This is a genomic window from Burkholderia theae (genome assembly GCF_048565265.1).
Lineage (GTDB): Bacteria > Pseudomonadota > Gammaproteobacteria > Burkholderiales > Burkholderiaceae > Burkholderia > Burkholderia theae.
Window position 1 is genome coordinate 995,032 of the sequence record NZ_CP183462.1, and the last position, 21,659, is coordinate 1,016,690.

General features: G+C 67.3%; 18 protein-coding genes. 6 read left to right on the forward strand and 12 right to left on the reverse strand.

Features of this window, described 5'->3' with window-relative positions:
* Window positions 1-7 precede the first annotated feature (7 nt).
* Window positions 8-1,702 (forward strand): VRR-NUC domain-containing protein, encoded by a 1,695-nt coding sequence (locus ACN22W_RS21965; protein ID WP_419689391.1) that lies wholly within the window; start codon window positions 8-10, stop codon window positions 1,700-1,702.
* Window positions 1,699-3,999 (forward strand): ATP-dependent DNA helicase, encoded by a 2,301-nt coding sequence (locus ACN22W_RS21970; protein ID WP_419689392.1) that lies wholly within the window; start codon window positions 1,699-1,701, stop codon window positions 3,997-3,999. The genes ACN22W_RS21965 and ACN22W_RS21970 overlap by 4 nt, the downstream gene beginning before the upstream one ends.
* 60 nt (window positions 4,000-4,059) lie before the next feature.
* Here ACN22W_RS21970 and ACN22W_RS21975 read toward each other — a convergent pair whose 3' ends face one another.
* On the reverse strand, window positions 4,060-4,830 hold the full coding sequence (locus ACN22W_RS21975; protein ID WP_072436791.1) for an IclR family transcriptional regulator domain-containing protein: 771 nt from the start codon (window positions 4,828-4,830) through the stop codon (window positions 4,060-4,062).
* Window positions 4,831-4,984: 154 nt separating this feature from the next.
* Between ACN22W_RS21975 and ACN22W_RS21980 the strand changes: the two genes are divergently transcribed.
* A complete protein-coding gene (locus tag ACN22W_RS21980) occupies window positions 4,985-5,902 on the forward strand; it encodes a TonB family protein (protein ID WP_419689393.1) in 918 nt (305 codons plus the stop codon).
* Between the two features lie 141 nt (window positions 5,903-6,043).
* Here the strand turns inward: ACN22W_RS21980 and ACN22W_RS21985 are convergent, their stop codons facing one another.
* Together ACN22W_RS21985 and shiA are read right to left on the reverse strand one after the other, a co-directional pair.
* Complete coding sequence (locus ACN22W_RS21985) at window positions 6,044-7,345, reverse strand: UDP-N-acetylglucosamine 1-carboxyvinyltransferase (protein WP_129514881.1); 1,302 nt, start codon at window positions 7,343-7,345, stop codon at window positions 6,044-6,046.
* 205 nt (window positions 7,346-7,550) lie between these two features.
* Entirely contained in the window at window positions 7,551-8,858 is a 1,308-nt protein-coding gene (shiA, locus tag ACN22W_RS21990; RefSeq protein WP_419689394.1) for a shikimate transporter, read from the reverse strand.
* Window positions 8,859-9,213: 355 nt separating this feature from the next.
* Here shiA and ACN22W_RS21995 point away from each other — a divergent pair, with 355 nt between their 5' ends.
* Window positions 9,214-10,341: a 4-hydroxyphenylpyruvate dioxygenase family protein gene (locus tag ACN22W_RS21995; RefSeq protein ID WP_343493858.1), complete on the forward strand. Its 1,128-nt coding sequence runs from the start codon at window positions 9,214-9,216 to the stop codon at window positions 10,339-10,341.
* Between the two features lie 39 nt (window positions 10,342-10,380).
* Here ACN22W_RS21995 and ACN22W_RS22000 read toward each other — a convergent pair whose 3' ends face one another.
* The 3 genes from ACN22W_RS22000 to ACN22W_RS22010 form a co-directional block, all read right to left on the reverse strand.
* Window positions 10,381-11,616: an NADH:flavin oxidoreductase gene (locus tag ACN22W_RS22000; RefSeq protein ID WP_419689395.1), complete on the reverse strand. Its 1,236-nt coding sequence runs from the start codon at window positions 11,614-11,616 to the stop codon at window positions 10,381-10,383.
* A 256-nt stretch (window positions 11,617-11,872) separates the two neighbouring features.
* Entirely contained in the window at window positions 11,873-12,997 is a 1,125-nt protein-coding gene (ribBA, locus tag ACN22W_RS22005; protein ID WP_419689396.1) for a bifunctional 3,4-dihydroxy-2-butanone-4-phosphate synthase/GTP cyclohydrolase II, read from the reverse strand.
* Window positions 12,994-13,932 (reverse strand): alpha/beta hydrolase, encoded by a 939-nt coding sequence (locus ACN22W_RS22010; RefSeq protein ID WP_419689397.1) that lies wholly within the window; start codon window positions 13,930-13,932, stop codon window positions 12,994-12,996. The genes ribBA and ACN22W_RS22010 overlap by 4 nt, the downstream gene beginning before the upstream one ends.
* Before the next feature lie 282 nt (window positions 13,933-14,214).
* Here ACN22W_RS22010 and ACN22W_RS22015 point away from each other — a divergent pair, with 282 nt between their 5' ends.
* Window positions 14,215-15,405, forward strand: coding sequence for a helix-turn-helix transcriptional regulator (locus tag ACN22W_RS22015; RefSeq protein ID WP_129514887.1), 1,191 nt, complete (start codon window positions 14,215-14,217; stop codon window positions 15,403-15,405).
* Between the two features lie 208 nt (window positions 15,406-15,613).
* Here the strand turns inward: ACN22W_RS22015 and ACN22W_RS22020 are convergent, their stop codons facing one another.
* From ACN22W_RS22020 to ACN22W_RS22040, 5 genes are all read right to left on the reverse strand, one after another.
* Window positions 15,614-16,279 (reverse strand): cation diffusion facilitator family transporter, encoded by a 666-nt coding sequence (locus ACN22W_RS22020; RefSeq protein WP_419689398.1) that lies wholly within the window; start codon window positions 16,277-16,279, stop codon window positions 15,614-15,616.
* Window positions 16,280-16,562: 283 nt separating this feature from the next.
* Window positions 16,563-17,339, reverse strand: a complete 777-nt coding sequence (locus tag ACN22W_RS22025) for an SDR family oxidoreductase (protein WP_419689399.1) — start codon at window positions 17,337-17,339, stop codon at window positions 16,563-16,565.
* A 24-nt stretch (window positions 17,340-17,363) separates the two neighbouring features.
* A complete protein-coding gene (locus ACN22W_RS22030; protein ID WP_419689400.1) occupies window positions 17,364-18,335 on the reverse strand; it encodes a zinc-binding alcohol dehydrogenase family protein in 972 nt (323 codons plus the stop codon).
* Window positions 18,336-18,401: 66 nt separating this feature from the next.
* Window positions 18,402-19,256, reverse strand: a complete 855-nt coding sequence (locus ACN22W_RS22035; RefSeq protein WP_419689401.1) for an alpha/beta fold hydrolase — start codon at window positions 19,254-19,256, stop codon at window positions 18,402-18,404.
* Window positions 19,257-19,346: 90 nt separating this feature from the next.
* Window positions 19,347-20,042 carry an alpha/beta hydrolase gene (locus ACN22W_RS22040; RefSeq protein WP_419689402.1) on the reverse strand — a complete coding sequence of 232 codons (696 nt, stop codon included), beginning with the start codon at window positions 20,040-20,042 and terminating at the stop codon, window positions 19,347-19,349.
* Window positions 20,043-20,209: 167 nt separating this feature from the next.
* On the opposite strand from ACN22W_RS22040, the gene ACN22W_RS22045 reads away from it, so the two are divergent.
* Window positions 20,210-20,842 (forward strand): CGNR zinc finger domain-containing protein, encoded by a 633-nt coding sequence (locus ACN22W_RS22045; RefSeq protein WP_419689879.1) that lies wholly within the window; start codon window positions 20,210-20,212, stop codon window positions 20,840-20,842.
* Between the two features lie 241 nt (window positions 20,843-21,083).
* On the opposite strand, the gene ACN22W_RS22050 is transcribed toward ACN22W_RS22045, so the two are convergent.
* Window positions 21,084-21,533 (reverse strand): ester cyclase, encoded by a 450-nt coding sequence (locus ACN22W_RS22050; protein ID WP_048244493.1) that lies wholly within the window; start codon window positions 21,531-21,533, stop codon window positions 21,084-21,086.
* Between the last annotated feature and the right edge of the window lie 126 nt (window positions 21,534-21,659).

Here is a 21,659-nt window from a genome sequence, read left to right on the forward strand (position 1 = left end):
AAACTCCGTGACGCCTGTTTCGCCGACGCCCCCGGCGTTTTACTACCTGACCAATTTCGAACGCGCGCTGGCCTGGCTCGGCGCGCGTTACGACGACCTGTTCGACGCGCACGAGCACGCGTTCGTCCGGCATTTCGCGACGCTGCCGCAGGCGTCGCGTGCGCTCCTCGTGCGGATGCTGATGCGCAACGGGCCCGACTTCCGTGCCAGCAAGCTCGTATACGACGAAATCGGCTGCGCGCTCGATGCGGCCGCGCCGCTCGTCGAACTCGGCTGGGTCGATCCGGCACCCGCACTGACGCTCGACGAACTGTTCGCGCTGTCGACCAAGGCCGATCTGCTGCGCATCTTCCCGTCGCTCGCCGCGCATGCGGGCGAGCGCAAGCTCGAATGGCTCGAACGGCTGCGGCCCGCGCACGACGTCGCGCAACCGCTCGACGCATGGTGCGCGCAGGCCGGCGACGTCGTGCTGCGCGTGATGGTCGGCGCGCTGTGCGACCGGCTGCGCCTGATGTTATTCGGCAATCTCCATCAGGACTGGAGCGAGTTCGTGCTCGCCGATCTCGGTGTGTTCCAGTACGAAAGCGTGCCGATCGCGCCGTCGTCGCGTGCGTTCCAGCAGCGCGGCGACGTCGATGCGTACCTCGCGCTGAACATGTGCCGCGACGCACTCGACGTATGGCCGGAAGATCTGCCGTTCGACGACCTGGTGCGCGCGATCGATGCAGTGGACTGCGCGCAGCCGTGGCTCGGGACGCGTCGCGCGAAGCTGCTGTTCGCGCTCGGGCAGACGTGCGAGCGCCGGGCCGACTGGGCCGCCGCGCTCGACGCGTACGCGCGCAGCGCGTGGCCCGGCAGCCGCCCTCGGCGCATCCGCGTGCTCGAGCGCTGCGGGCGCGACGACGACGCGCTCGCGCTGGCGCTCGATGCGCGCGGCGGCTTCGAGAGCGACGAGGAGCGCCAGCGCGTCGAGCGCATGCTGCCACGCCTGCAGCGCCGCCTGGGCCAGCGCGTCGAACGTGCGTCCGTCGCGGCGGACGTGCCGCGCGAGACGCTCGTGCTTGCGCGTCCCGATGCGTTCGTCAGCGTCGAGTTCGCGGTGCGCGACCATCTCGCGCAGCCGGCTTCGCCGGTCCATTACGTCGAGAACACGCTGATCAATTCGCTGTTCGGGCTGCTGTGCTGGGAGCCCGTGTTCGCGGCCGTGCCCGGCGCGTTTTTCCATCCGTTCCAGCGAGGCCCGGCCGACCTGCATGCACCCGATTTCGCCGCGCGTCGTGCGGACGCGTTCGCCGCATGCTTCGCGCAACTCGATTCGGGTGCATATCGCGATACGATCCGCCGGCATTTCGCGACGAAGGCGGGGATGCAGTCGCCGTTCGTGTTCTGGGGCGTGCTGACCGACGAACTGCTCGACGAGGCGCTCGCCTGCCTGCCGCCCGAGCACCTGCGGCTGTGGTTCACGCGCCTGCTCGCGGACATCCGCAGCAACCGCTCGGGGCTGCCCGATCTCGTGCGCTTCTGGCCCGGCGAGCGCCGCTACGAGCTGATCGAAGTGAAAGGCCCCGGCGACCGGCTGCAGGACAACCAGACGCGCTGGCTCGCGTATTGCGTCGCACATGGCATTCCGGTGCGCGTCGTCGATGTCGAGTGGGCCGGCGCGGGCATCGCGCAAGCCGAGGCGGCGGGGCTGTCCGCATGAGTTACGTCGTCGCGGTGCGGGCGATGTGCGAGTTCACCGCGCGGCGCGGCGATCTCGACCTGCGCTTTACGCCCGCGCCAACCGCGCTCGAAGGCATCGCCGGCCACGGCGCGGTCACGTCGAACCGCGGCGCACGCTACGAAACCGAGATCGCGCTGACGGGCACGTGGGGCACGCTCACCGTGCGTGGCCGCGCGGACGGCTACGATCCCGTGTCGAACCGGCTCGAGGAAATCAAGACCTATCGCGGCAGCCTCGACGCGATGCCGGCCAACCACCGCGCGCTGCACTGGGCGCAGGCGAAGGTCTACGCGCACCTGATGTGCGACGCGCGTGGTCTCGCCGAAATCGACGTCGCGCTTGTGTATTTCGACATCGTGTCCGAGCGCGAGACCGTGCTGACGGAAAAGCTGGACGCGAGCACGCTCGCGGCGTTCTTCGCCGAGCAATGCGCATGTTTCGTCGGCTGGGCCGAGCGCGAGACGGCCCATCGCGCCGCGCGCGATGCCGCACTGCGCGCGCTCGCGTTTCCGCACGGGCAGTTCCGCAGCGGCCAGCGCGAGCTGGCGGTGTCCGTCTATCGTGCCGCGCGCGACGAGCGCTGCCTGATGGCGCAGGCGCCGACCGGCATCGGCAAGACGCTCGGCACCGTGTTCCCGCTGCTGAAGGCGTGCGGCGAGGGCGAGCTCGACCACGTGTTCTTCCTGACCGCGAAGACGCCCGGCCGCGCGCTCGCGCTCGAAGCGGCGACGACGCTCGGCGCCGGCACGCCCGCGCTGCCGCTGCGCGTGCTGGAGCTCGTCGCGCGCGACAAGGCGTGCGAGCATCCGGACAAAGCGTGCCACGGCGAATCGTGCCCGCTCGCGCAAGGCTTCTACGACCGGCTGCCGGCCGCGCGCGACGCGGCGATCGGCGCCGGGCTGCTCGATCGCGACACGGTGCGTGCTGCCGCGCTCGCGCACGACGTCTGCCCGTACTACCTCGCGCAGGAGCTCGCGCGCTGGTCGGACATGGTGATCGGCGACTACAACTACTACTACGACGGCAGCGCGATGCTGCACACGCTCGCGCAGCAGAATCAGTGGCGCGTCGGCGTGCTCGTCGACGAGGCGCACAACCTGCTCGATCGCGCGCGCAAGATGTACAGCGCGTCGCTCGATCCGTTCGCGTTCGCGGCCGCGCGCGAAGCCGCGCCCGCCGCGCTGCGCAAGGCCTTCGACCGGCTCGCCCGCGCGTGGGGCACGATCAATCGCGCGCAGGCCGAGCGCTATGCGGCATATCCGGACGTTCCGGGCCCGATCGTGTCGGCCGTGCAGAACCTCGTCGCGGCGATCGGCGAACACCTGACCGACGCGCCGCGCGCGAACGGCGACGCGCTGCTGCGGTTTCATTTCGAGGCGATCCAGTTCGGCGTGCTCGCCGACGCGTTCGACAGTGCGTCGATCTTCGACGCGACGCTGCACGGCGAACCGATGCCGCGCCAGCCGGCGCTCGACGGCGTCGCGTCGGCGCGCCGCCGGCACCGCGTCCAGTCGACGCTGTGCGTGCGCAACGTGATCCCGGCCGCGTTTCTTGCGCCGCGCTACGAAGCCGCGCGCGCGACCGTGCTGTTCTCCGGCACGCTGAGCCCGTTCCACTTCTACCGCGACACGCTCGGGTTGCCCGGCGATACGGGCTGGCTCGACGTCGACGGGCCGTTCCGCGCAGAGCAACTGACGGTGCGTGTCGCGAGCCACGTGTCGACGCGCTGGCGCGACCGAGATCGTTCGCTCGAACCGATCGCGGACCTGATCGCCGCGCAGTATGCGACGCGGCCCGGCAACTACCTCGGGTTCCTGAGCAGCTTCGACTACCTGGGGCGGGTGGTCGCGCTGATGCAGACGCGCCATCCGGACGTGCCCGTGTGGGCGCAGGCGCCCGGCATGGCGGAAAACGAACGCGACGCGTTTCTCGCGCGCTTCGATGCGGGCGGGCGCGGCGTCGGTTTCGCGGTGCTGGGCGGCGCGTTCTCGGAAGGCGTGGACCTGGTCGGCGAGCGGTTGATCGGCGCCTTCATCGCGACGCTCGGGCTACCGCAGGTCAACGACGTCAACGAGCAGATGCGGCGCGCGATGGACGCGCGCTTCGGCAATGGCTACGACTACATGTACCTGTATCCGGGGCTGCAGAAGGTCGTGCAGGCGGCCGGGCGCGTGATCCGCACCGAGCACGACGAAGGTGTCGTGCATCTGATCGACGACCGTTACCGGCGCCGCGAAGTGCGCGATCTGCTGCCGCGCTGGTGGCGGATCGGGTAAGGGTGAAGTTGAAGCCGCGCAATCGCTTCCGCCGTGCGGATGCCCCGTCTTCGCAGGTTCCTACAGCACGTTGAGCATCGCGAGCGCGGCTTCCTGCAGGTGCGGCAGCACGCGCCGCACGGCGGCATCGGTCGTCTCCGTGCCGATCGGCATGTTCGTGCTCAGCGCGGCGACCACTTCGCCGTGACGGTTCTTCAGCGGCACCGCGATCCCGCGCACGCCGACCTGCAATTGCTGTTCGATTGCCGCGAAACCCGCGTCGCGCGCGTGGTCGACCTGTTCGAGCAGGCGCGCCTTGTTCGTGATCGTGTGCGGCGTGAACGGCGGCAGTTCGGTGTCGTCGAGCCACGCGCGCACGGCTTCGCGATCGGGATGATGGGCGAGCAGCACGACGCCCGGCGACGTGAGCGGCGCCGGCACGCGCGCGCCGAGCACGAAGCCGGTCGTCATCACGCGCGACACGCCGTTGCGCGCGATGAACACCAGCTCCCATCCGTCGAGCACGCTCACGTATGCCGATTCGTTCAGCGACGCGCTCAGTTGCTGCAGATAGGGCTGGACCGTGCGCGGCAGGCGCGCCGAATCGAAGTACGACCAGCCGACCCGCAGCACGCGTGGCGTGAGGCCGTACAGCTTGCCGTCGGTGTACACGTAGCCGAGCGATTCGAGCGTCAGCAGGTAGCGCCGCGCGGCCGTGCGCGTGAGACCGGTGCGCGCGGCGGCCTGCGTGGGCGTCATGCGCGCGTGCTGGCTGTCGAAGGCTTCCAGGATCATCAGGCCTTTTTCGAGGCCGGCAATCCAGTCGCGTCGGTCGAGTTCGGGCTTTTTCATCGTCGGGAGCGTCGGGAACTGAGCGATTGCGGGCGGTGATCGCGCGGAATCGGGCGATTATCGCGCAGATCGAATGGCCTGCGGGCGCGTCGCGAGGCTCGCCGGTTCGAGCTTGTATGATTCGACGCTGAACTCTCGGCCCGAGCGCGAGGAAATGAACGTCGACAACCACCAATTCGCCCGCCATCTCGCACGTTACGCCGTGGTGCTGGCGCTTGCTGCATTGCCTGCCCATGCGGCGGCACCGGCCACGCAGGATGCGTGGGCGGCGGCCGTCAGGGAAACCATCGGCAAGCGATTGATCGTGCCGGTTGGCCCCGGTCATCGGCAATCCGGTACGTACACCGTGCGCGTGCGAGCGCTGATCGGCCGCGACGGCGAAGTCACACAGGTGGAAATCGCCCAGTCGTCGGGTTACGCGGATCTCGATGTCGCGGCGCTGGCCGCGTTTCGCCGCGGGAACGTGCCGGCGTTCTCGCCCGACATGAGCCAGGCGTCCGTGCCGCTCGTGGTGCCGATCAACTTCGACCTCGGCTCGGCGCAATCCGATGCGGACGGCCAGTGGCAGTTCAGCGATGCCGCGACGGGGCTGTCGTTTTCCGTGCCGGCGCCGCTGGAGATCGGCGGGCAGCATACGCGGCCATCGATGCCGCTGATCGTCGACGTGACGAATCCGGAACCGTCGCCTCGCTACGCGGGGAAGTCGGACAGTCTGTGCAAGGTAGCGCTGAAGTCACAGCCGCTCGCGATGGCCGACGTGCCGCAGCGTGCGCTGAATTCACCGGAAGCGATCGCCAACCTGAAGTCGGCGATCGAATCGACGATTTCGATCCTCGGCGTGATCGAGCGCGTGACGCCGATCGACCTCGGCGACGGCGTGAAGGGGCAGGAGGCCGTGTATTGGCCGAAGATCGGGCCCGATCACGAGCGTGTCAGGCTGTACATGGCGCTCGGCGATACGCCGAACTACCGGATCAGTCTCACGTGCGCGACGGTTGTGGACGACATGCCGAAAGCGTTGCCGCTATTCCGCGGTATTGCTGGGACGATCGCGCTTGTGAAACCGCGTTGAGGCGCGCAAGGCCGGTGAGTGTGTGCCGGATGCACCCATTGCGGGAAAGGCGGAAAACACGGACGGCTAGCGGCCGGCGGCTTGTCGAAGCCGCCGGGTGAGTGCAGCGCCCGCGTTACGCGCGCCGCACCCGTCAGGGTCTTACTCGCTGCTCGTCCACTCGACGTTCGCGCCGACCGAGCGCAGGTTCTCGACGAAGTGCGGATGCGCGCGGCGGATCGGCAGCGCATTCATGATTTCCGAGCGGCCTTCGATGCTCGCGGCCACCATTAGCAGCGCGATCGCGACGCGGATGATGTACGGGCTCTCGACGCGCGCCGGCGTCAGTTGCAGCCCGCCGAACGTGATCAGCCGGTGCGGATCGGACAGCAGCACGTGCGCGCCGAACTTCGACAGTTCGCCGGACCAGCCGAGCGCGCCGTCGTAGACCTTGTTCCAGAACATCGCGCTGCCTTCCGCGCGCACGCCGAGCGCGATGAAGATCGGCAGCAGGTCGACCGGCAGGTACGGCCACGGCGCGGCTTCGACCTTGGTCAGGATGTTCTGCGTGAACGGCCGGCGCACGCGCAGCGGGCCGTCGCGTTCCGCGCGCGACCAGCCGTCGCGGTGCGTGACGTTCACGCCGAACTTCGCGAACGTGCGGTCGATCAGCGGGAAATGCTCGGGCGACGAGTTGCGCACCGTGATGTCGCCGCCCGTGATCGCGCCGAGCGCGAGGAACGTCGCGATCTCGTGGAAATCCTCGGCGAAGCGGAACTCGCCGCCGCCGAGCTTGCCGCCGCCCGTCACGCAGAGCCGCGACGTGCCGATGCCCTCGATCGTGACGCCGATCATCGCGAGGAACTGGCAGAACTCCTGCACGTGCGGCTCGGACGCCGCGTTCATCAGCGTCGACGTGCCGCTCGCCGTCGTCGCGCACAACGCGAAGTTCTCGGTGGTCGTCACCGACGCGTAGTCGAACCAGTGATCGTTGGCCGTCAGCGGGCCGTCGGTGCGGACGATCAGCGAATCGGACGTGCGCTCGATGTGCGCGCCGAAACGCTCGAACACCTCGACGTGCGGATCGATCTCGCGCACGCCGAGCGTGCAGCCTTTCACGTCGTTCTCGAGACGCGCGACACCGAAGCGCGCGAGCAGCGGCGGAATCAGCATGATCGACGAGCGCATCGCCTCGGGCAGGCGGTGGACGGCCGGATCGAACTTCGTGTTGCGATGGTGGAGTTCGAGCAGGCCCGTCGTGAAGTCGACCGACACGTCGCTGCCGAGCGTGCGGAAGATGTCGAGAATCTTGCGCACATCGGTGATGTCCGGCACGCCGATGAGGCGCAGCGGCTGATCGGTCAACAGGGTGGCGCACAGAATCGGCAGGACGGCGTTCTTGTTCGCGGACGGCTTGATGTCCCCGCGCAGCGGAGTGCCGCCGTGGACGATGAGATTCGACATGATATGGGGGCGTATCGGTGACTGACGTAGGCCCATATGATGCCATTGGTCGGCGGGCGGCGTGGAATGTTCAGAGGGGAAATGGGGGATTGGCGCGCGTAACTGACAGTGTTTGACGTCGCGCCCGCGATGCAGATGTGCGGCCACCGGCCGACGTGCGGAGAGATGGCCGGCCGCGAGTCGGGTCGGCCATCCGGTCAGGTCGTCACTGCGCCGCCCGCATCCGCGCGGCGACCACCAGCGAGATCAGGCAACCCACCGCGAGATAACCGGCGACGAGGTGCCACGAGCCACCAGCCACGCTGACGAGGCCAACCGCGATGAACGGCGTGAACCCGCCGCCGACGACGCTCGCGAACTGGTAGCCGACGCCCGCGCCGCTGTAGCGGTATTCGGCGCCGAACAGCTCGGTGAACAGCGGCTGCCGGACGCTCACGACCATGTCGTGCGCGGCATTCGCGAGCAGGATCGAGAAGATCACGATCCACGCGATCGACCGCGCCTCGAGCGCGACGAAGAACGGCACCGCGGACGCGAGCCCGATCAGCGCGCCGATCAGGTAGATGCGGCGCAGGCCGTAGCGGTCGGCCAGCCACGCGAAGCACGGGATCGTCACACAGCTCACCGCGCCGACCAGCAGCCCGATGTTCAGGAACAGGTCGCGCGACATGCCGAGGTTCGTCGTCGAATAGCTGAGCGCGAACGCGGTGACGATATACATCGTGAACAGTTCGGCGAGCCGCAGCGCGATGATCAGCAGGAACGCCTTCGGATGGCGCGTTAACGCTTCCAGCACCGGCAGGCGCAGCTTGCGGTTGCCGTGTTCGACCTTCTCGACGAATTCCTGCGACTCGTCCATGTTCTTGCGCACCCACAGCCCGATCAGCACGAGCACGATGCTGAACACGAACGGCAGGCGCCAGCCCCACGACTTGAACGCGGCTTCGCCGAGCGTGTGGCTCAGGATCGACACGATGCCCGTGGCCAGCACGAGCCCGACACCGTAGCCGACCTGCACGCCGCTGCTGTAGAACGCCTTCTTTTGCTTCGGTGCGCTTTCGACGGCCATCAGCGCCGCGCCGCCCCATTCGCCGCCGACCGCGAAACCCTGGACCGCGCGCATCAGCACCAGCAGCACCGGCGCCCACCAGCCGATCGTCGAGAATGCCGGCAGCAGGCCGATCGCGACGGTCGACAGCCCCATCAGCATCACGGTCAGCACGAGCATCCGCTTGCGGCCGAGCCGATCGCCGTAGTGACCGAACACGACGCCGCCGAGCGGCCGGAACAGGAAGCCGACGCCGAACGTCGCGAACGCCGCGAGCGTGCCCATCGTCGGGCTGACTTTCGGGAAGAACTCGGAATTGAATACCAGCGCGGCGACGATCCCGTACAGCAGGAAGTCGTACCAGTCGACGACAGCGCCGACGAAGCTGCCGATCGCGGCCTTGCGGGCCTGGCTGCGCGCGCGGGCGCCGGCAGCGGCGTCGAGGGTGTCGAAGGTTGGGGTCATTGCGATGTCTCCTGGTACGGCGCATCGTTGATCGTGGCGGCGCCGCGTCCGATGCTGCATTGAAGTCGATGGGTGAACGGAGAATAGGGCGCGCGCCGTACGGCGGCAATTGGCCAATCGGACAAAGTGCGCGATTATCGTTCAAGTCCGTGCGATTATCGAACGCTTTCCGGGTTTGCACTAGGCGGTGCGACGATATCCCGTTCGGCCAGGGTGTGCGCCGTGAACGATTTGGTTAAAATCTGCAGCATCGAAAACTCGCCCGTTCGGGGCGGAGGCCCGGCCGCCACATCGGCCGCGCATGCCGCACGCAACGGGCGTCATCCCCACGGACCGCATGCCCCCGGAGACTGGAATGCCCGGCAATTCCCACCCCCTGTCCAGCGATACGCCGCCCGTCGCCGATCCGGCCGCCAATCCGCTCGGGATGGCCGGCCTCGAATTCGTCGAATTCGCGGCGCCTGTGCCGGAAGCGCTCGCACAACGCTTCGAGCAGCTCGGGTTCAAGGCGATCGCGCGGCATGTCAGCAAGAACGTCACGCTGTACCGGCAAGGGCAGATGCATTTCCTGATCAACGCCGAGCCCGAATCGTTCGCCGCGCGCTACGCGGAGGAGTACGGGATGGGCGTCTGCGCGATCGGGCTGCGCGTGGCCAGCGCACGGCGCGCGTTCGAGCGTGCGATCGAGCTCGGCGCGTGGGCGTTCGAGGGCGAGCGGGTCGGCGTCGGCGAGCTGAAGATCCCGGCGATCCAGGGCATCGGCGATTCCCATCTCTATTTCGTCGATCGCTGGCGCGGGAAGGACGGCCAGCTTGGCGGCGTCGGCGACATCTCGATCTTCGACATCGATTTCCGGCCGATCGACATCGCGACCGCGCATACCGATCTCGACTGCGTGGGCGTCGGCCTGCAGCAGGTCGACCATTTCACGCAAACGGTCGGCGCGGGGCGCATGCGGGAGTGGCTGGATTTCTACCACGATCTGCTGCACTTTCGCGAGATCCACGAAATCGACGCGCACTGGCATGTGTCGGAGGACTCGCGCGTGATGGTGTCGCCGTGCGGCGCGGTGCGGATTCCGGTCTACGAGGAAGGCACGCGGCGCACCGAGCTGATGCACGCGTATCTGCCCGACCATCCGGGCGAGGGCGTGCAGCACGTCGCGCTGGCCACCGACGACATCCTGTCCTGCGTCGATGCGCTGCGCGCGAACGGCGTCGAATTCATCGAGCCGCCCGCACGCTATTACGACGACGTCGATGCGCGGCTGCCGGGGCACGGCGTCGATCTCGACGCGCTGCGCCGCCGCGCGGTGCTGGTCGACGGCGAGATCGGCAGCGACGGCGTGCCGCGCCTGTTCTTCCAGACCTTCGTCAAGCGCCGGCCGGGCGAGATCTTCTTCGAGATCGTGCAGCGCAAGGGGCACCACGGGTTCGGGGAAGGGAACCTTGCAGCGCTCGCCCGGGCGCGCGACGCGGGCTGATCGGCCACGGCGCCCGCGTCACGCGTCATACATCAAACCTCACGCGCCGGCTGCCGGTACCCGGTTCGGCGCGGGGTCGTTCGGTTCGCGCAATACGCACGCCGTGCCGCCCGGCGTGTACATCGACACGACACAGCGGTTGCACGACGTGCAGCCCGACTGCGCGAGCCGGTCGTCGCGCAGGCCGTTGACGAAACCCGGCTCGAACACGAGCGCCCGTGCGAGCGCGACCGCATCGAATCCTTCGCGCATCGCCAGTTCGACGTTTTCGCGCGAACGCACGCCGCCGAGATAGGCAAGCGGCATCCTGACCGCCGCGCGCACCTTGCGCGAATGTTCGAGGAAATACATCTCGCGAAACGCGCCCATCTTCGGTTCGGTGAGCTTCTGCAGCGCCATCGCGGCGCGCACGATCGCGTTGTCGGCGTTCGCGCGTGCATCGCCGGGTAGCGGACTGCCGAACAGTTGCCACACCGACTCGACGTTCATCCCGCCGCTCAGCACGAGCAGGTGTGCGCCTTCGGCTTCGAGCCGCCGCGCGATCTCGCACGCGTCGTCGGCCGTTCCGCCGCCGCGCACGCCCTCGGTCACGCCGATCTTGCAGACGACGGCGAGATCGCGGCCCACCGCATCGAGCACGCGGCGCAACACCTCGACCGGGAACGCCGCGCGCCGCGCCGCGTCGCCGCCGTACTCATCGCGGCGGCGGTTGTACAACGGCGACAGGAACTGGCTCAGCAAATAACCGTGCCCCATGTGGATCTCGACCGCATCGAAACCGGCGTCGCGTGCATGCCGCGCCGCCTGCGCGAATTCGTCGGCGACCGCCGACATCTGGTCGCGCGTCATCGCCTGCTTCAGGAAGCGGCCGCTCATCACGCCGACCTTGTTGAAGCCGCCCGAGGCGCTCAACGGCCGTTTCGTCGACAGCGACGGCAGGAACGTGAAGCAGCCGCCATGCGTGATCTGCGCGGAGGCGGCCGCACCGTGGCGATGGACGGCGTCGGTCAGCGCGCGGAATTGCCGGACCGTTGGCACATCGAGTTGCGCCTGGTCGACGAACGTGCGGCCGTCATCGCTGATCGCGCAGTACGCGACGGTCGTCAGCGCGGCGCCGCCTTCGGCGATGCGCTCGTGAAAACGGACGAGCGCGCGCGACGGCACGCCGTTCGGCGTCATGCCTTCGTTGGTGGCGGATTTGATCAGGCGGTTGCGCAGCGTCAGCGGGCCGATCTGCAGCGGGCTGAACGCGGTCGTGAGGTCGGCTGAATCCATGAGGGCGCGGGCGTCGGGAATGGGCACGGCGATCATTGTGCGGCGGTGGTGCGGGCGCGCATCGTCCGGGTGGACGAGCCGTGATGGCGGAGGGCGGCGAGCGGCCCTCCGAGCAGACATCAACGATGGCATGCAGCGGCCAATTACAGGCTTGGGGCTGTATTCCACAAAAACAAACGATCGCCTGTTACGCGAAAACCCGATCAACCCGCCCGACAGCGAGCGCCGCACACGACGCTCGCCCGTTACCCGAGCATCACGCCGCCCGCAGCGGGTTCGCGTGCGCACCGCGCGCGCTTTCCGGATCGTCGTCCCCGAGCGGGATGAAGGCCATGATCTCCAGGTCGTGCCCCGACAGCGCCGGCAGCCGGAACGGGCTCGACAGCACGTTCAGCCGCCGCACGCCGACGTCGCGCAGGATCTGCGACCCGATCCCCGTCACGCGTCCGTCGCGCCGCGCATTGCCGGCCGGCATCCGCATCGCGTCGCCGCGCATGTCGCAGTCGAGCAGCACCGCGACCCCGCAGCCGGCCGCATCGATCCGCTGCAGCGCGGCGTGCAGCGGCCACGAATGCGCGGACGGCTCCGCGTCGAGCAGGTCGAGCAGCGAATGGCATTCGTGCACGCGCGTCAGCACGGGGGTTGCCGGATCGGGTTCGCCGCGCACGAGGGCGAGATGCGGCGCGCCGTGCACGGTGTCTCGGTACTCGATCGCGCGGAACCGTCCCCACGGCGTATGCAGCGGCCGCTCGCCGATGCGTTCCACGAGCGATTCGTGCTCGCGGCGGTAGTGGATCAGGTCGGCGATCGTGCCGATCTTCAGCCCGTGAAGCGCGGCGAACGCCTTCAGCTCGGGCAGCCGCGCCATCGTGCCGTCGTCGTTCATCACCTCGCAGATCACCGACGCGGGCGTGAGCCCGGCGAGCGCCGCGAGATCGCAGCCGGCCTCGGTGTGCCCCGCGCGCACCAGCACACCGCCCGGGCGCGCGGCGATCGGAAACACATGGCCGGGCTGCACCAGATCGTCGGGGCGGGCGCCCGCACGGACCGCCGCGCGGATCGTATGCGCACGGTCGGCCGCCGAAATGCCGGTTGTCACGCCTTCGGCCGCCTCGATGCTGACGGTGAACGCGGTGCCGAACGGCGTGCCGTTGTGATCGGCCATCGGCGGCAACCGCAGTTGCTCGCAGCGTTCGGCGGTCAGCGTCAGGCAGATCAGCCCGCGCCCGAAGCGCGCCATGAAATTGATCGCGTCGGGCGTCACGTGATCGGCCGCGATCACGAGATCGCCTTCGTTCTCGCGATCCTCTTCGTCGACGAGCAGGACCATCCGGCCCGCACGAAGCTCGTCGACGATCTCCAGTGTGCCGGCGAGCGTCATTGCGCCTCCGTCGCGTCGAATGCGCGGCGCAGCGCGTCCGCGCCGAACGTCAGCACGCGATCGGCCGCATCGACGGCGCCGAGCATGCTCGCGAAACCGTGCAACTGGCCGGGCCAGCGCACGAGCGTCACCGGCGTGCCGGCCTGCGCGAGCCGCAGCGCATACGCTTCGGCTTCGTCGCGCAGCGGATCGAATTCGGCGCTGACGATCGTCGCCGGTGCCGCGCCCGCGACGTCCGGCGCGGCGAGCGGGCTCGCGAGCGGCGACGCGCGATCGGCACCGGCGTCGAAATAGTGGTGCTTGAACCAGCGCATCATCTCCGCCGTCAGGAAGTAGCCGTCGCCGAGCGATTCATACGACGGATGCTCGGTCGCGCAATCGACGACCGGATAGAGCAGCAACTGATGCGCGATGCCGATGCCCGAGCCGCGCAACTGCAGCGCGGCGACCGCCGCGAGATTGCCGCCGGCGCTGTCGCCGGCCACGGCCACCGCGCCGGGGCGCGCGCCGAGATCGCGCGCACTGGCGGCGGCCCAGCGCACGGCATCGCACGCGTCGTGCGCGGCCGCCGGGAAGCGCGCCTCGGGCGCGAGCCGGTAGTCGACCGACAGCACCAGCGTGCGCGCGCGTGTCGCGAGGCTGCGGCACAGGTTCGCGTGCGAATCGATGCCGCACGACACGAAGCCGCCGCCGTGGAAGAACACGGTCAGCGGCAACGGCCCGTCGGCAGCGGGCCGATACAGCCGCGCGGACAACTGCCGGCCCGAGGCGGGAATCTGCCAGTCCTCCTCGGCGGCGACGGCGTCGCCGGGCGCGAAGGCGCCGCCCGCGGCGAGGCTCGCACGGTAGGCGGGAACGGTGAGCTGGGCGAAATCGATCGCGGGGGCTTGGGCAAACGCGGCGAGCAGCGCCTGCGCCTGAGGGTCGAGCGGCATGGGAACTCCTGTCTGAATCGGATGCGGTCTGAATCAGGTAAACCCGTGTCGCGGTTTTCCCTGAGTCCGGGCCGGACGCTTGCCGGCACGGCCTGACGGGCATTCCAGCGCAGCGGGCAGGGCGCCACATCATCCGATTGGACGATGGTTCGCCCGCCCGGATGGCCAATTCTCACTATTCAGTGAATCCCCCCGATGACGCCGGAATTTAGACGCGTCCTAATCATGGTTGCGAGATCAAGTCGCACTGGAAACATGTCGTATGGAGGATGGAGCGTGCTGATGGAGACGAGATGGGCTCCGCAAGAGAGCCAGGCAACAAGTGACGAGGCCGATGTCGGCGTCGCGGATTTCAGCGAGCTGATGGCGCGCATCTACCAGGGGCCGCTGGAGACGCCGCCGTGGGCCGGTGCGCTCGAACTCGTCCGCCGCTGGCTGCAGGCGAACTACGTGACGCTGATCCTGCGCGCGGCCGCGAGCGACCGCCGCGCGCCGCTGTCCGTGCACGCATCGGAATTCGGCCCGGTCGTCCCGGGCGACGGCCAGGCGGCCTACAACGATTACTACTATTCCCTCGACCCGTTCGTCGGCCTGCCGGCCGATCGCGTGGTGACGGTCGACGACGTGTTCGGCGACACGGGCTGGCTGTCGAGCGAGCTGTACAAGCAGTTCCTGAAGCCGCAGGACGTGCGTTATATCCTCGGCGCGGACCTGCGCACGCCGTCGGGCGTCGAGTGCCGGTTCCGCGTGTGCCGCAACCATGCGTCGAAGCAGTTCTCCGCGCGCGACAAGGCGATCTGCGCGCTGCTGCTGCCGCACCTGAAGCGTGCGATCGAACTGCATTCGCGGCTCGACTCGGCCGAGGTCGAACGGTCGATCTATGCGAACGCGATCGACCGGATGCAGGTCGGCACGATCGCGCTCGACGAGAACGGCACGATCATCGACATGAACAGCGTCGCCGACGAGATCCTCAAGCAGAACAACGGTCTGACGATTGCGCGCGGCACGATCGAGGCTACCGACGCGCAGGAGAACCGCACGTTGAAGCGGCTGATCCGCCACGCGGTGATGGGGCATCACGGCACGGCCGCGGCGACCGTCGAGGCGATGCCGATCACGCGCAGCTTCGACAAGCCGCGCCTCGGGCTGCTGGTGCGCACGGTGCTGCTGTCCGACTGGTCGGAGGACAACAAGCGGCGGCCGGCCGTCACGCTGTTCCTGCGCGACCCCGACCGCAAGCCGCAGGGCGCGCAGGAAATCATCCGCAAGCTGTTCGACCTGACGCCCGCCGAGACGTCGCTCGCGCTGCTGCTGACGAACGGGCTGACGCTCGAGGAAGCGGCGGACGAATCGGGGATCAGCAAGAACACGGCGCGCACGCACCTGCGTGCGATCTTCTCGAAGACAGGCGTCACGCGCCAGGCGACGCTCGTGCGGATCCTGCTCGGGAGCGTCGTGCCGCTCGGGTAAGCGGCGGCCGATACCGAACACCATCGGAACCGGGCGCATTCGTCTGGCGATTCATCGGCATGGGGCAACGCGTCGCTTGCCGATGACGACATCACGCAAAAGAGGCTCGCACCACGCGAGCCTCTTTGTCATTCCGCCCGGCCGATCCCCGATAGCGAGTATTGGAAGGTTCACCCCTCGGCACAATGCCCGACGATGCCGCCCGCGCTTACGACCCGCGCGTCGAACGGTTCGCCCACTCCGCCAGCGCCGGCCACTGCGCGCAGCCGCGCCGGATGAACCCAACGCCCGTGCGGATCACGAGTGCGCCGATCGCAAGCGCGGCCACGTCGTCGAGACGGCCGAAACCGACCAGCGCCGCGCTCATCGCGAGCGCCGCCAGCAACGACGACAACGCATCGGTCCGCACATGCCAGCCGCTCGCCTCGAGCAGCGCGGAACCCGTCTCGCGCGCCTTGCGCAGCATCCAGTACGACAGCGCGGCCTTGCCGGCGAGCGTCACGGCGACCAGCGCGAGCGTCGTCGCGACCGGCTGCACGACAGGCGGCGTATCGAACCGGGTCATCGCGTGCCAGATCATCTGCGCGCCCGTCGCGGCGAGCAACGCGCCGAGGCCCGCGAGCGCGAGCGGTTCGTAGGTCGGGCGCCGCTCCGGCGGCAGGCGCGCGTCGAGCCGGCACGCGACGAGGATCAGCGCATCGGCCGCGAGGTCGATCGCCGCGTGCGCGACGTCCGCGAGCAACCCCGACGAATGCGCGGACCACGCCGCGACCGTCTCGACGGCGAGCAGCAGCAGGTTGATCGCGAGGCTGACGGCGAGGGCGCGGGACGTGGCCGCATAAACGTTGGGCGTGGCGCGCGACGTACGCTGCATGGCGGATTCGTCTGTCGATAGCGTGGGTCAGCCCCGAACGCTACCGGTCGACGGTGGCAGGTAAATGACAAGGCGGCCGGTCAGCCCTGCACGTGCGTCGACGCCAGCGGCGTGGCGGAGCGGGCCACGAGCGCCGGGAGCCACCGCACCGGCCGGATCGTGCCGAGCCCGATTCCGGCGCTTTCCACCGAATCCCGCTCAACCGGTTACGCACGTCAGAGCCTGCCTTTCAACCAATCATGACGACCCATGCCTCCCGTTTACCAGTCCGCATCGAAACAACCTAGATCGACTTGACCTCTCCACCGTCCATGCGGACCGTCGCGCCAGTCATCCACTTCGCGCCCGGCGACACGAGGAACGCCATCAATTCGGCAATGTCCTCCGGCGTGCCGTAACGCGAAATGCCTGCTTCAGCCGGAAACCTCGTGATTGCGTCTTCGACGCTCATGGCGTGCAACTGCGCCCAGTGCTCCAGATAGGAGCGGCGGCGGTCGGTCATCACCGGCCCGGGAAGTACGCTGTTGACCTGCACGCCATCGGCGATGCCGCGATCCGAAAACGCTTTCGCGAGTGCCACGATGGCTGCGTTGATCGTGCCCACCGCTGCATAAGGCGCCTTCGGGAACAACGCCGAATTGCCGGACATCAGCACGACCGATCCCGCGCTCGCTTTCAACGCCGGCCACGCCGCGACCGTCAGTCGCCGCGCACCGTGCAGCTTCAGCGCGAGACCATCGTCCCATTGCCTGTCGGTCATTTCGAACACGTCGATTTGCGGCACCGCGCCCGCGATGTTGAGCAACGCGTCGATCCGGCCGAACGCCGCGAGGGTCGAGGCGACAACCTGACCGGCGGCGTCCGGCAGTGACAGATCGACGTCGACGATCAGCGGTTCCGCGCCGGCGTGCGTCACCTCCGACGCGGTCAGCTCGAGGTTTTCCCGGTTGCGCGCCACGACCGCGACCGCGCTGAATTCACGCGCCAGCCTGCAAGCGGTGGCGCGACCGATACCCTGGCTTGCGCCAGTGACTATGGCGACCCTGTTCGACATTTCCATGCTCCTCATCGAATGCGGAAGGCTTCAGTGGACGACAACCATCTTTCCGATCGCTTCGTTGGCCTCCATGACGCGATGCGCGTCATGGATTTCGTCGAAGCCGAAGACACGGACAGGTTTTACGTCGAGGCGTCCGGCGGCGGCATCTGCCGCGATCGCCTGCAAGGGCACGTCCGACAGCGGAAAGCCGGGCGCCCCGAAGACGAAACTGCCGAAGAAGGACAGATGGACGCCGCTTGCCATCTGCAGCAACGGATTGAAATCCGGGATCGGGGCCAGGCCGCCAAGCCATCCGGCCAGGCACGCACGACCGTCCCGGCGCAGCATCGCGAGCGAATCGAGTACAACCGAATTTCCAACGAGATCCAGCACCGCGTCGATCTGCCCGGCTTCGACGATGTGTTTCGACAGATCGCGTCGTTCGATCTCGCAGCGTTCCGCTCCCAGTTTCTCCAGCAGGGCGAATCGCTCGGGATTGCGCGTCGTCGCGATGACACGTGCGCCCGCGTTGACTGCCATCTTCAACGCAGCCTGGCCCAACGACGAGGTCGCGCCACGGATGACAAGCAGCTGGCCCGTCCGGAGCGCGAGATTGCGAAACAGGCAGGTCCATGCCGTCGCATACGTTTCGGGAATGGCAGCAAGTTCCGCCCACGGCAGGTCGGATTCGATCGATGCAACGTTGGTGACCGGCGCGCACGTATATTCGGCATAACTGCCGTTGATGGTGCGGCCCAGACCGCCCATCAACGCGGCAACCTTCGCACCGGTCGGGAATTCGCCGCCCGGGCAGGACTTCACGATACCCACGCATTCGATCCCGCTGACCGGAGCGGCTTCGGCCCATTCGCCCCGGCGCATGTGCATCTCGGCGTGGTTGATCCCGAACGCCTTGATCTCGATGACGACTTGTCCGAGCTTCGCTTCGGGCTCGGGCATGTCCTTGTAGACGAGGCTGTCGAGGCCGCCGAATTTTTCCAGGACGATGGCACGCATGATGATCTCTCCGCAATCAAATGAGGTGCCCGCACGAACGCGGGAAACGGGTTCGACGGGTGTCGATCAATGGGGAAGAAAATCGCGAATGGCGTCGGCGATCTCCGCCGCATGGGTTTCGAGCGCGAAGTGACCGGTATCGAAGAAGCGCACCACCGCACGCGGCATGTCGCGCTTGAACGCCTCCGCGCCCGCCGGCAGGAAGAACGGATCGTGACGTCCCCACACTGCAAGAAACGGCGGTTGATGTGTGCGGAAATAGTCCTGAAATGCCGGGTATAGCGCGACGTTGTTTCGATAGTCGCGGAACAGGTCGAGCTGGATTTCGTCCATGCCGGGCCGGCCGAGGTAGAAATTGTCGAGCGTGTAACCATCCGGCGACACGGACGCCGTAGCGGACACACCGTGCGTGTATTGCCAGACGGTCGTCTCGGGGGCCAGCAGCGTACGCAGCGCCTCGCGATTGGCGGGCGACGCGTCCTGCCAGTAGTTGCGGATCGGGTTCCAGCCGTCGCTCAGCCCTTCCTGGTACGCGTTTCCGTTCTGCGAAATGATTGCGGTGATCCGCTCGGGGTGCCTGAGTGCAAGCCGGAAACCGGTCGGTGCGCCGTAGTCGAAGACGTAGACGGCAAAGCGGTCGAAACCGATGACCTCCGTAAAACGGTCGACGACGTTCGCGATGTTGTCGAACGTGTACGTGAAATGTTCGTGTGTCGGCCTGTCGGACTGACCGAACCCCGGCAAATCGGGTGCGACGATCTGGAAGCGGTCGGCCAGCTTCGGCATCAGGTCGCGAAACATGTGGCTCGAACTCGGGAAGCCGTGCAATAGCAGGAGCTTCGGTGCGTGCTCCTGGCCGGCCTTGCGATAGAACACGTTGAAACCGTCGACGTCGACGTGGTGATAGGTAACGGCTGTCATGATTTCCCTCGATGCAAAATGTGGACACGGGTCATGAGATCGAGCCGAGCGCCTGCGCGGGCTCGCGGATGCCCGGATACGTTCGCCCGATCAGCGTGTCGAAATCGACCGGATCGCCTCGACGACGATCCCGGTCACCAGGTCGGGCGCCGTGACGGACGGCGTGTGATCCGCATCCGATGGCCGCACCTGCGCGTTCATTCGCTTTGCCATGAAGCGCTGCGTGTCCGGGTGGATCATCCGGTCCTGCCCGGCCACCAGGAACCAGCTCGGACGGTCTTTCCATAGCGGGCGCGCAACCGGCTCACTGATGCACGGCACGGCAATCGGCCGCTGGACCGCTGCAAGCACCGCCAACTCCTGCGCCGTTGCATGTTGCGCAAATGCGGCTGCAAATGCGTCCCTCGGCAACCAGATCTCGCCGTGCCAGTCGGGTGCGAGTTGCGGCGCCTGCGGATGCGACTCGCCGCGATAAAACACGTCGGCCACCGTTTCGCCTTCATCGGGCGCGAGCGCCGCGACATAGACCAGCGCGGCGACGTTGGCAGCGCGCGTTGCACCGATCACCGCACCGGCATATGCGTGCCCGGCCAGCACGACCGGGCCGTCGATCCGTTCCAGCGTTCGATCGAGTGCGGCCACGTCGTCGGTCAGCGATGTCAGCGGTAGCGGCGCCGCGACCGCATCAATGCCCTGAACAATCAGACGATCGATCACCTTGCTCCAGCTCGATCCGTCGGCCCATGCGCCGTGCACCAGCACAGCGCTTACCTTGCTTGCAGACATGTTCAGCTCCCGTGAAGAAAAAAGTGCTCACCGTGATGCACTGCGACCGACACCCACCTATGTAACCGCTCAGACGGCAAAACACAGGTTACAAACCGATTATGTAACTTGTCAAGGTGGATTTTGATGGTTACCATTCGGTCGTCGTCACCTATTCGTCATCAGAGATGGACTACCGCCGGACACCCGCGATATTCGTGGCCGATGCGCCAGGCCTCGACTTCCTGAACTCGATCGCAACGCCAGCCGATGAACCCGTCGATTGGATCGGCGATGGCGCCGGGTTGCTGTCATGGCTGGAGCAGGCGGCCATGGTTCCGTCCGCGGCACTCGACGCGCTGCGGGCCCGGTTTTCGTCCGCCGAGTTCGATGCCGTGGCGCGCGATGCGCGTGCGTTGCGCGAATGGTTCAGGGAATTTGTGCGGAGCAGGAAAGGGCAGCAGCTGGGTGCGGAGGATCTGGCCGTGCTCGAACAGTTGAACCGGCTGCTCGAGCGGGATGAGCGTTATGGAGAAATCGTCCCGGATTCGGTTGGCGGCACGGCGCCGTTCGAGTGGCGAGTGAACCGACGGTGGAAGTCGCCGGAATCATTGCTGATGCCGATTGCCGAAGCGTTGGCGAAACTGGTGTGCGACGAAGATTTCACGCACGTCAAGGCATGCGAAGGGCCTCGCTGTACGCTGCTGTTTGCCGATCACACGCGGGGCCACGCGCGACGCTGGTGCAGCATGGCGATCTGCGGCAATCGAGCGAAGGTCGCAGCGCACCGGAAGCGGCTCAAGGAACAGGGAAGCGACTAGCCGGTCGATTTCAGTTGGCCGGCGATTTGCCTGCCCGTCGTTTCCGATCCGGCATGACGGCGCCGAACGCCGCAATCCAGCCGGCGCCGCCGAAGCGTTGTCTCGGGTTCCTGGTGTCGAACTTCGCCGGCAGATACCGGATAAGCACCGCGCATTGAAAAAGCACGAATCGGCTTGGGCCGATCCGTGCTCGTGGTTTGCTACGGCCGATATCCGACCGCTGAACCGACTGTGTCCGCGCTCAGGCTTTCTTGATCAGCTCGAGTTGCGTGAGTGCCGTCACACCGTCATCGAGGCCGAGCTCTTCGACGATCAGACCGTCCTTCAGGCGAAGGACCGTGGTCCCGGTAAAGTGCATCCGCCGGCCGGTCGAGGCCGGCAGCGACCCGATCAGGAAGTCGCTGAACGCCGGGCCCGTGTGCGTGCCGCCACCTTCCCACTGACCGACCACGTAGTCGCCTTCGGCGATCAGATCCGTGACGCCCCAGAAATTGAGATCCGGGAAAGCCGCGCGGAAGTCGGTCATGAATGCCTTGATATCCTCACGGCCACGGCGCGGCTCGTGAAGCGAGTACTTCAGCAGCATGTCCGGCGCCGCAATTTCGTCGACGATGCGGAGGTCGCATTTCTCGCCCCAGAAATTCGTGAACCAGCGACCGACGACTGCCTTGTTATCGTCTTCCTTCGACATGTTCGACTCCTTGGTGATCTCGGTTGATAGAGAGACGGAGTGGCTCCGCTCGGAACGAACGATAGCGATCGAGCATGCGCACTTCTATTCGTTTCTTGTCGTTCCATTCAACGAATCGTCGTCAGT

Coding starts and splice junctions, on each gene's coding strand:
- ACN22W_RS22040 (WP_419689402.1), bottom strand. CDS start 20,042: ATGTCTGCAAGCAAGGTAAGCGCTGTGCTGGTGCACGGCGCATGGGCC.
- ACN22W_RS22050 (WP_048244493.1), bottom strand. CDS start 21,533: ATGTCGAAGGAAGACGATAACAAGGCAGTCGTCGGTCGCTGGTTCACG.
- ribBA (WP_419689396.1), bottom strand. CDS start 12,997: ATGACGCTCGCCGGCACACTGGAGATCGTCGACGAGCTTCGTGCGGGC.
- ACN22W_RS21975 (WP_072436791.1), bottom strand. CDS start 4,830: ATGAAAAAGCCCGAACTCGACCGACGCGACTGGATTGCCGGCCTCGAA.
- ACN22W_RS21985 (WP_129514881.1), bottom strand. CDS start 7,345: ATGTCGAATCTCATCGTCCACGGCGGCACTCCGCTGCGCGGGGACATC.
- ACN22W_RS22000 (WP_419689395.1), bottom strand. CDS start 11,616: ATGGATTCAGCCGACCTCACGACCGCGTTCAGCCCGCTGCAGATCGGC.
- shiA (WP_419689394.1), bottom strand. CDS start 8,858: ATGACCCCAACCTTCGACACCCTCGACGCCGCTGCCGGCGCCCGCGCG.
- ACN22W_RS21980 (WP_419689393.1), top strand. CDS start 4,985: ATGAACGTCGACAACCACCAATTCGCCCGCCATCTCGCACGTTACGCC.
- ACN22W_RS22015 (WP_129514887.1), top strand. CDS start 14,215: ATGGAGACGAGATGGGCTCCGCAAGAGAGCCAGGCAACAAGTGACGAG.
- ACN22W_RS22025 (WP_419689399.1), bottom strand. CDS start 17,339: ATGGAAATGTCGAACAGGGTCGCCATAGTCACTGGCGCAAGCCAGGGT.
- ACN22W_RS22045 (WP_419689879.1), top strand. CDS start 20,210: ATGGACTACCGCCGGACACCCGCGATATTCGTGGCCGATGCGCCAGGC.
- ACN22W_RS22020 (WP_419689398.1), bottom strand. CDS start 16,279: ATGCAGCGTACGTCGCGCGCCACGCCCAACGTTTATGCGGCCACGTCC.
- ACN22W_RS22030 (WP_419689400.1), bottom strand. CDS start 18,335: ATGCGTGCCATCGTCCTGGAAAAATTCGGCGGCCTCGACAGCCTCGTC.
- ACN22W_RS22035 (WP_419689401.1), bottom strand. CDS start 19,256: ATGACAGCCGTTACCTATCACCACGTCGACGTCGACGGTTTCAACGTG.
- ACN22W_RS22010 (WP_419689397.1), bottom strand. CDS start 13,932: ATGCCGCTCGACCCTCAGGCGCAGGCGCTGCTCGCCGCGTTTGCCCAA.
- ACN22W_RS21970 (WP_419689392.1), top strand. CDS start 1,699: ATGAGTTACGTCGTCGCGGTGCGGGCGATGTGCGAGTTCACCGCGCGG.
- ACN22W_RS21995 (WP_343493858.1), top strand. CDS start 9,214: ATGCCCGGCAATTCCCACCCCCTGTCCAGCGATACGCCGCCCGTCGCC.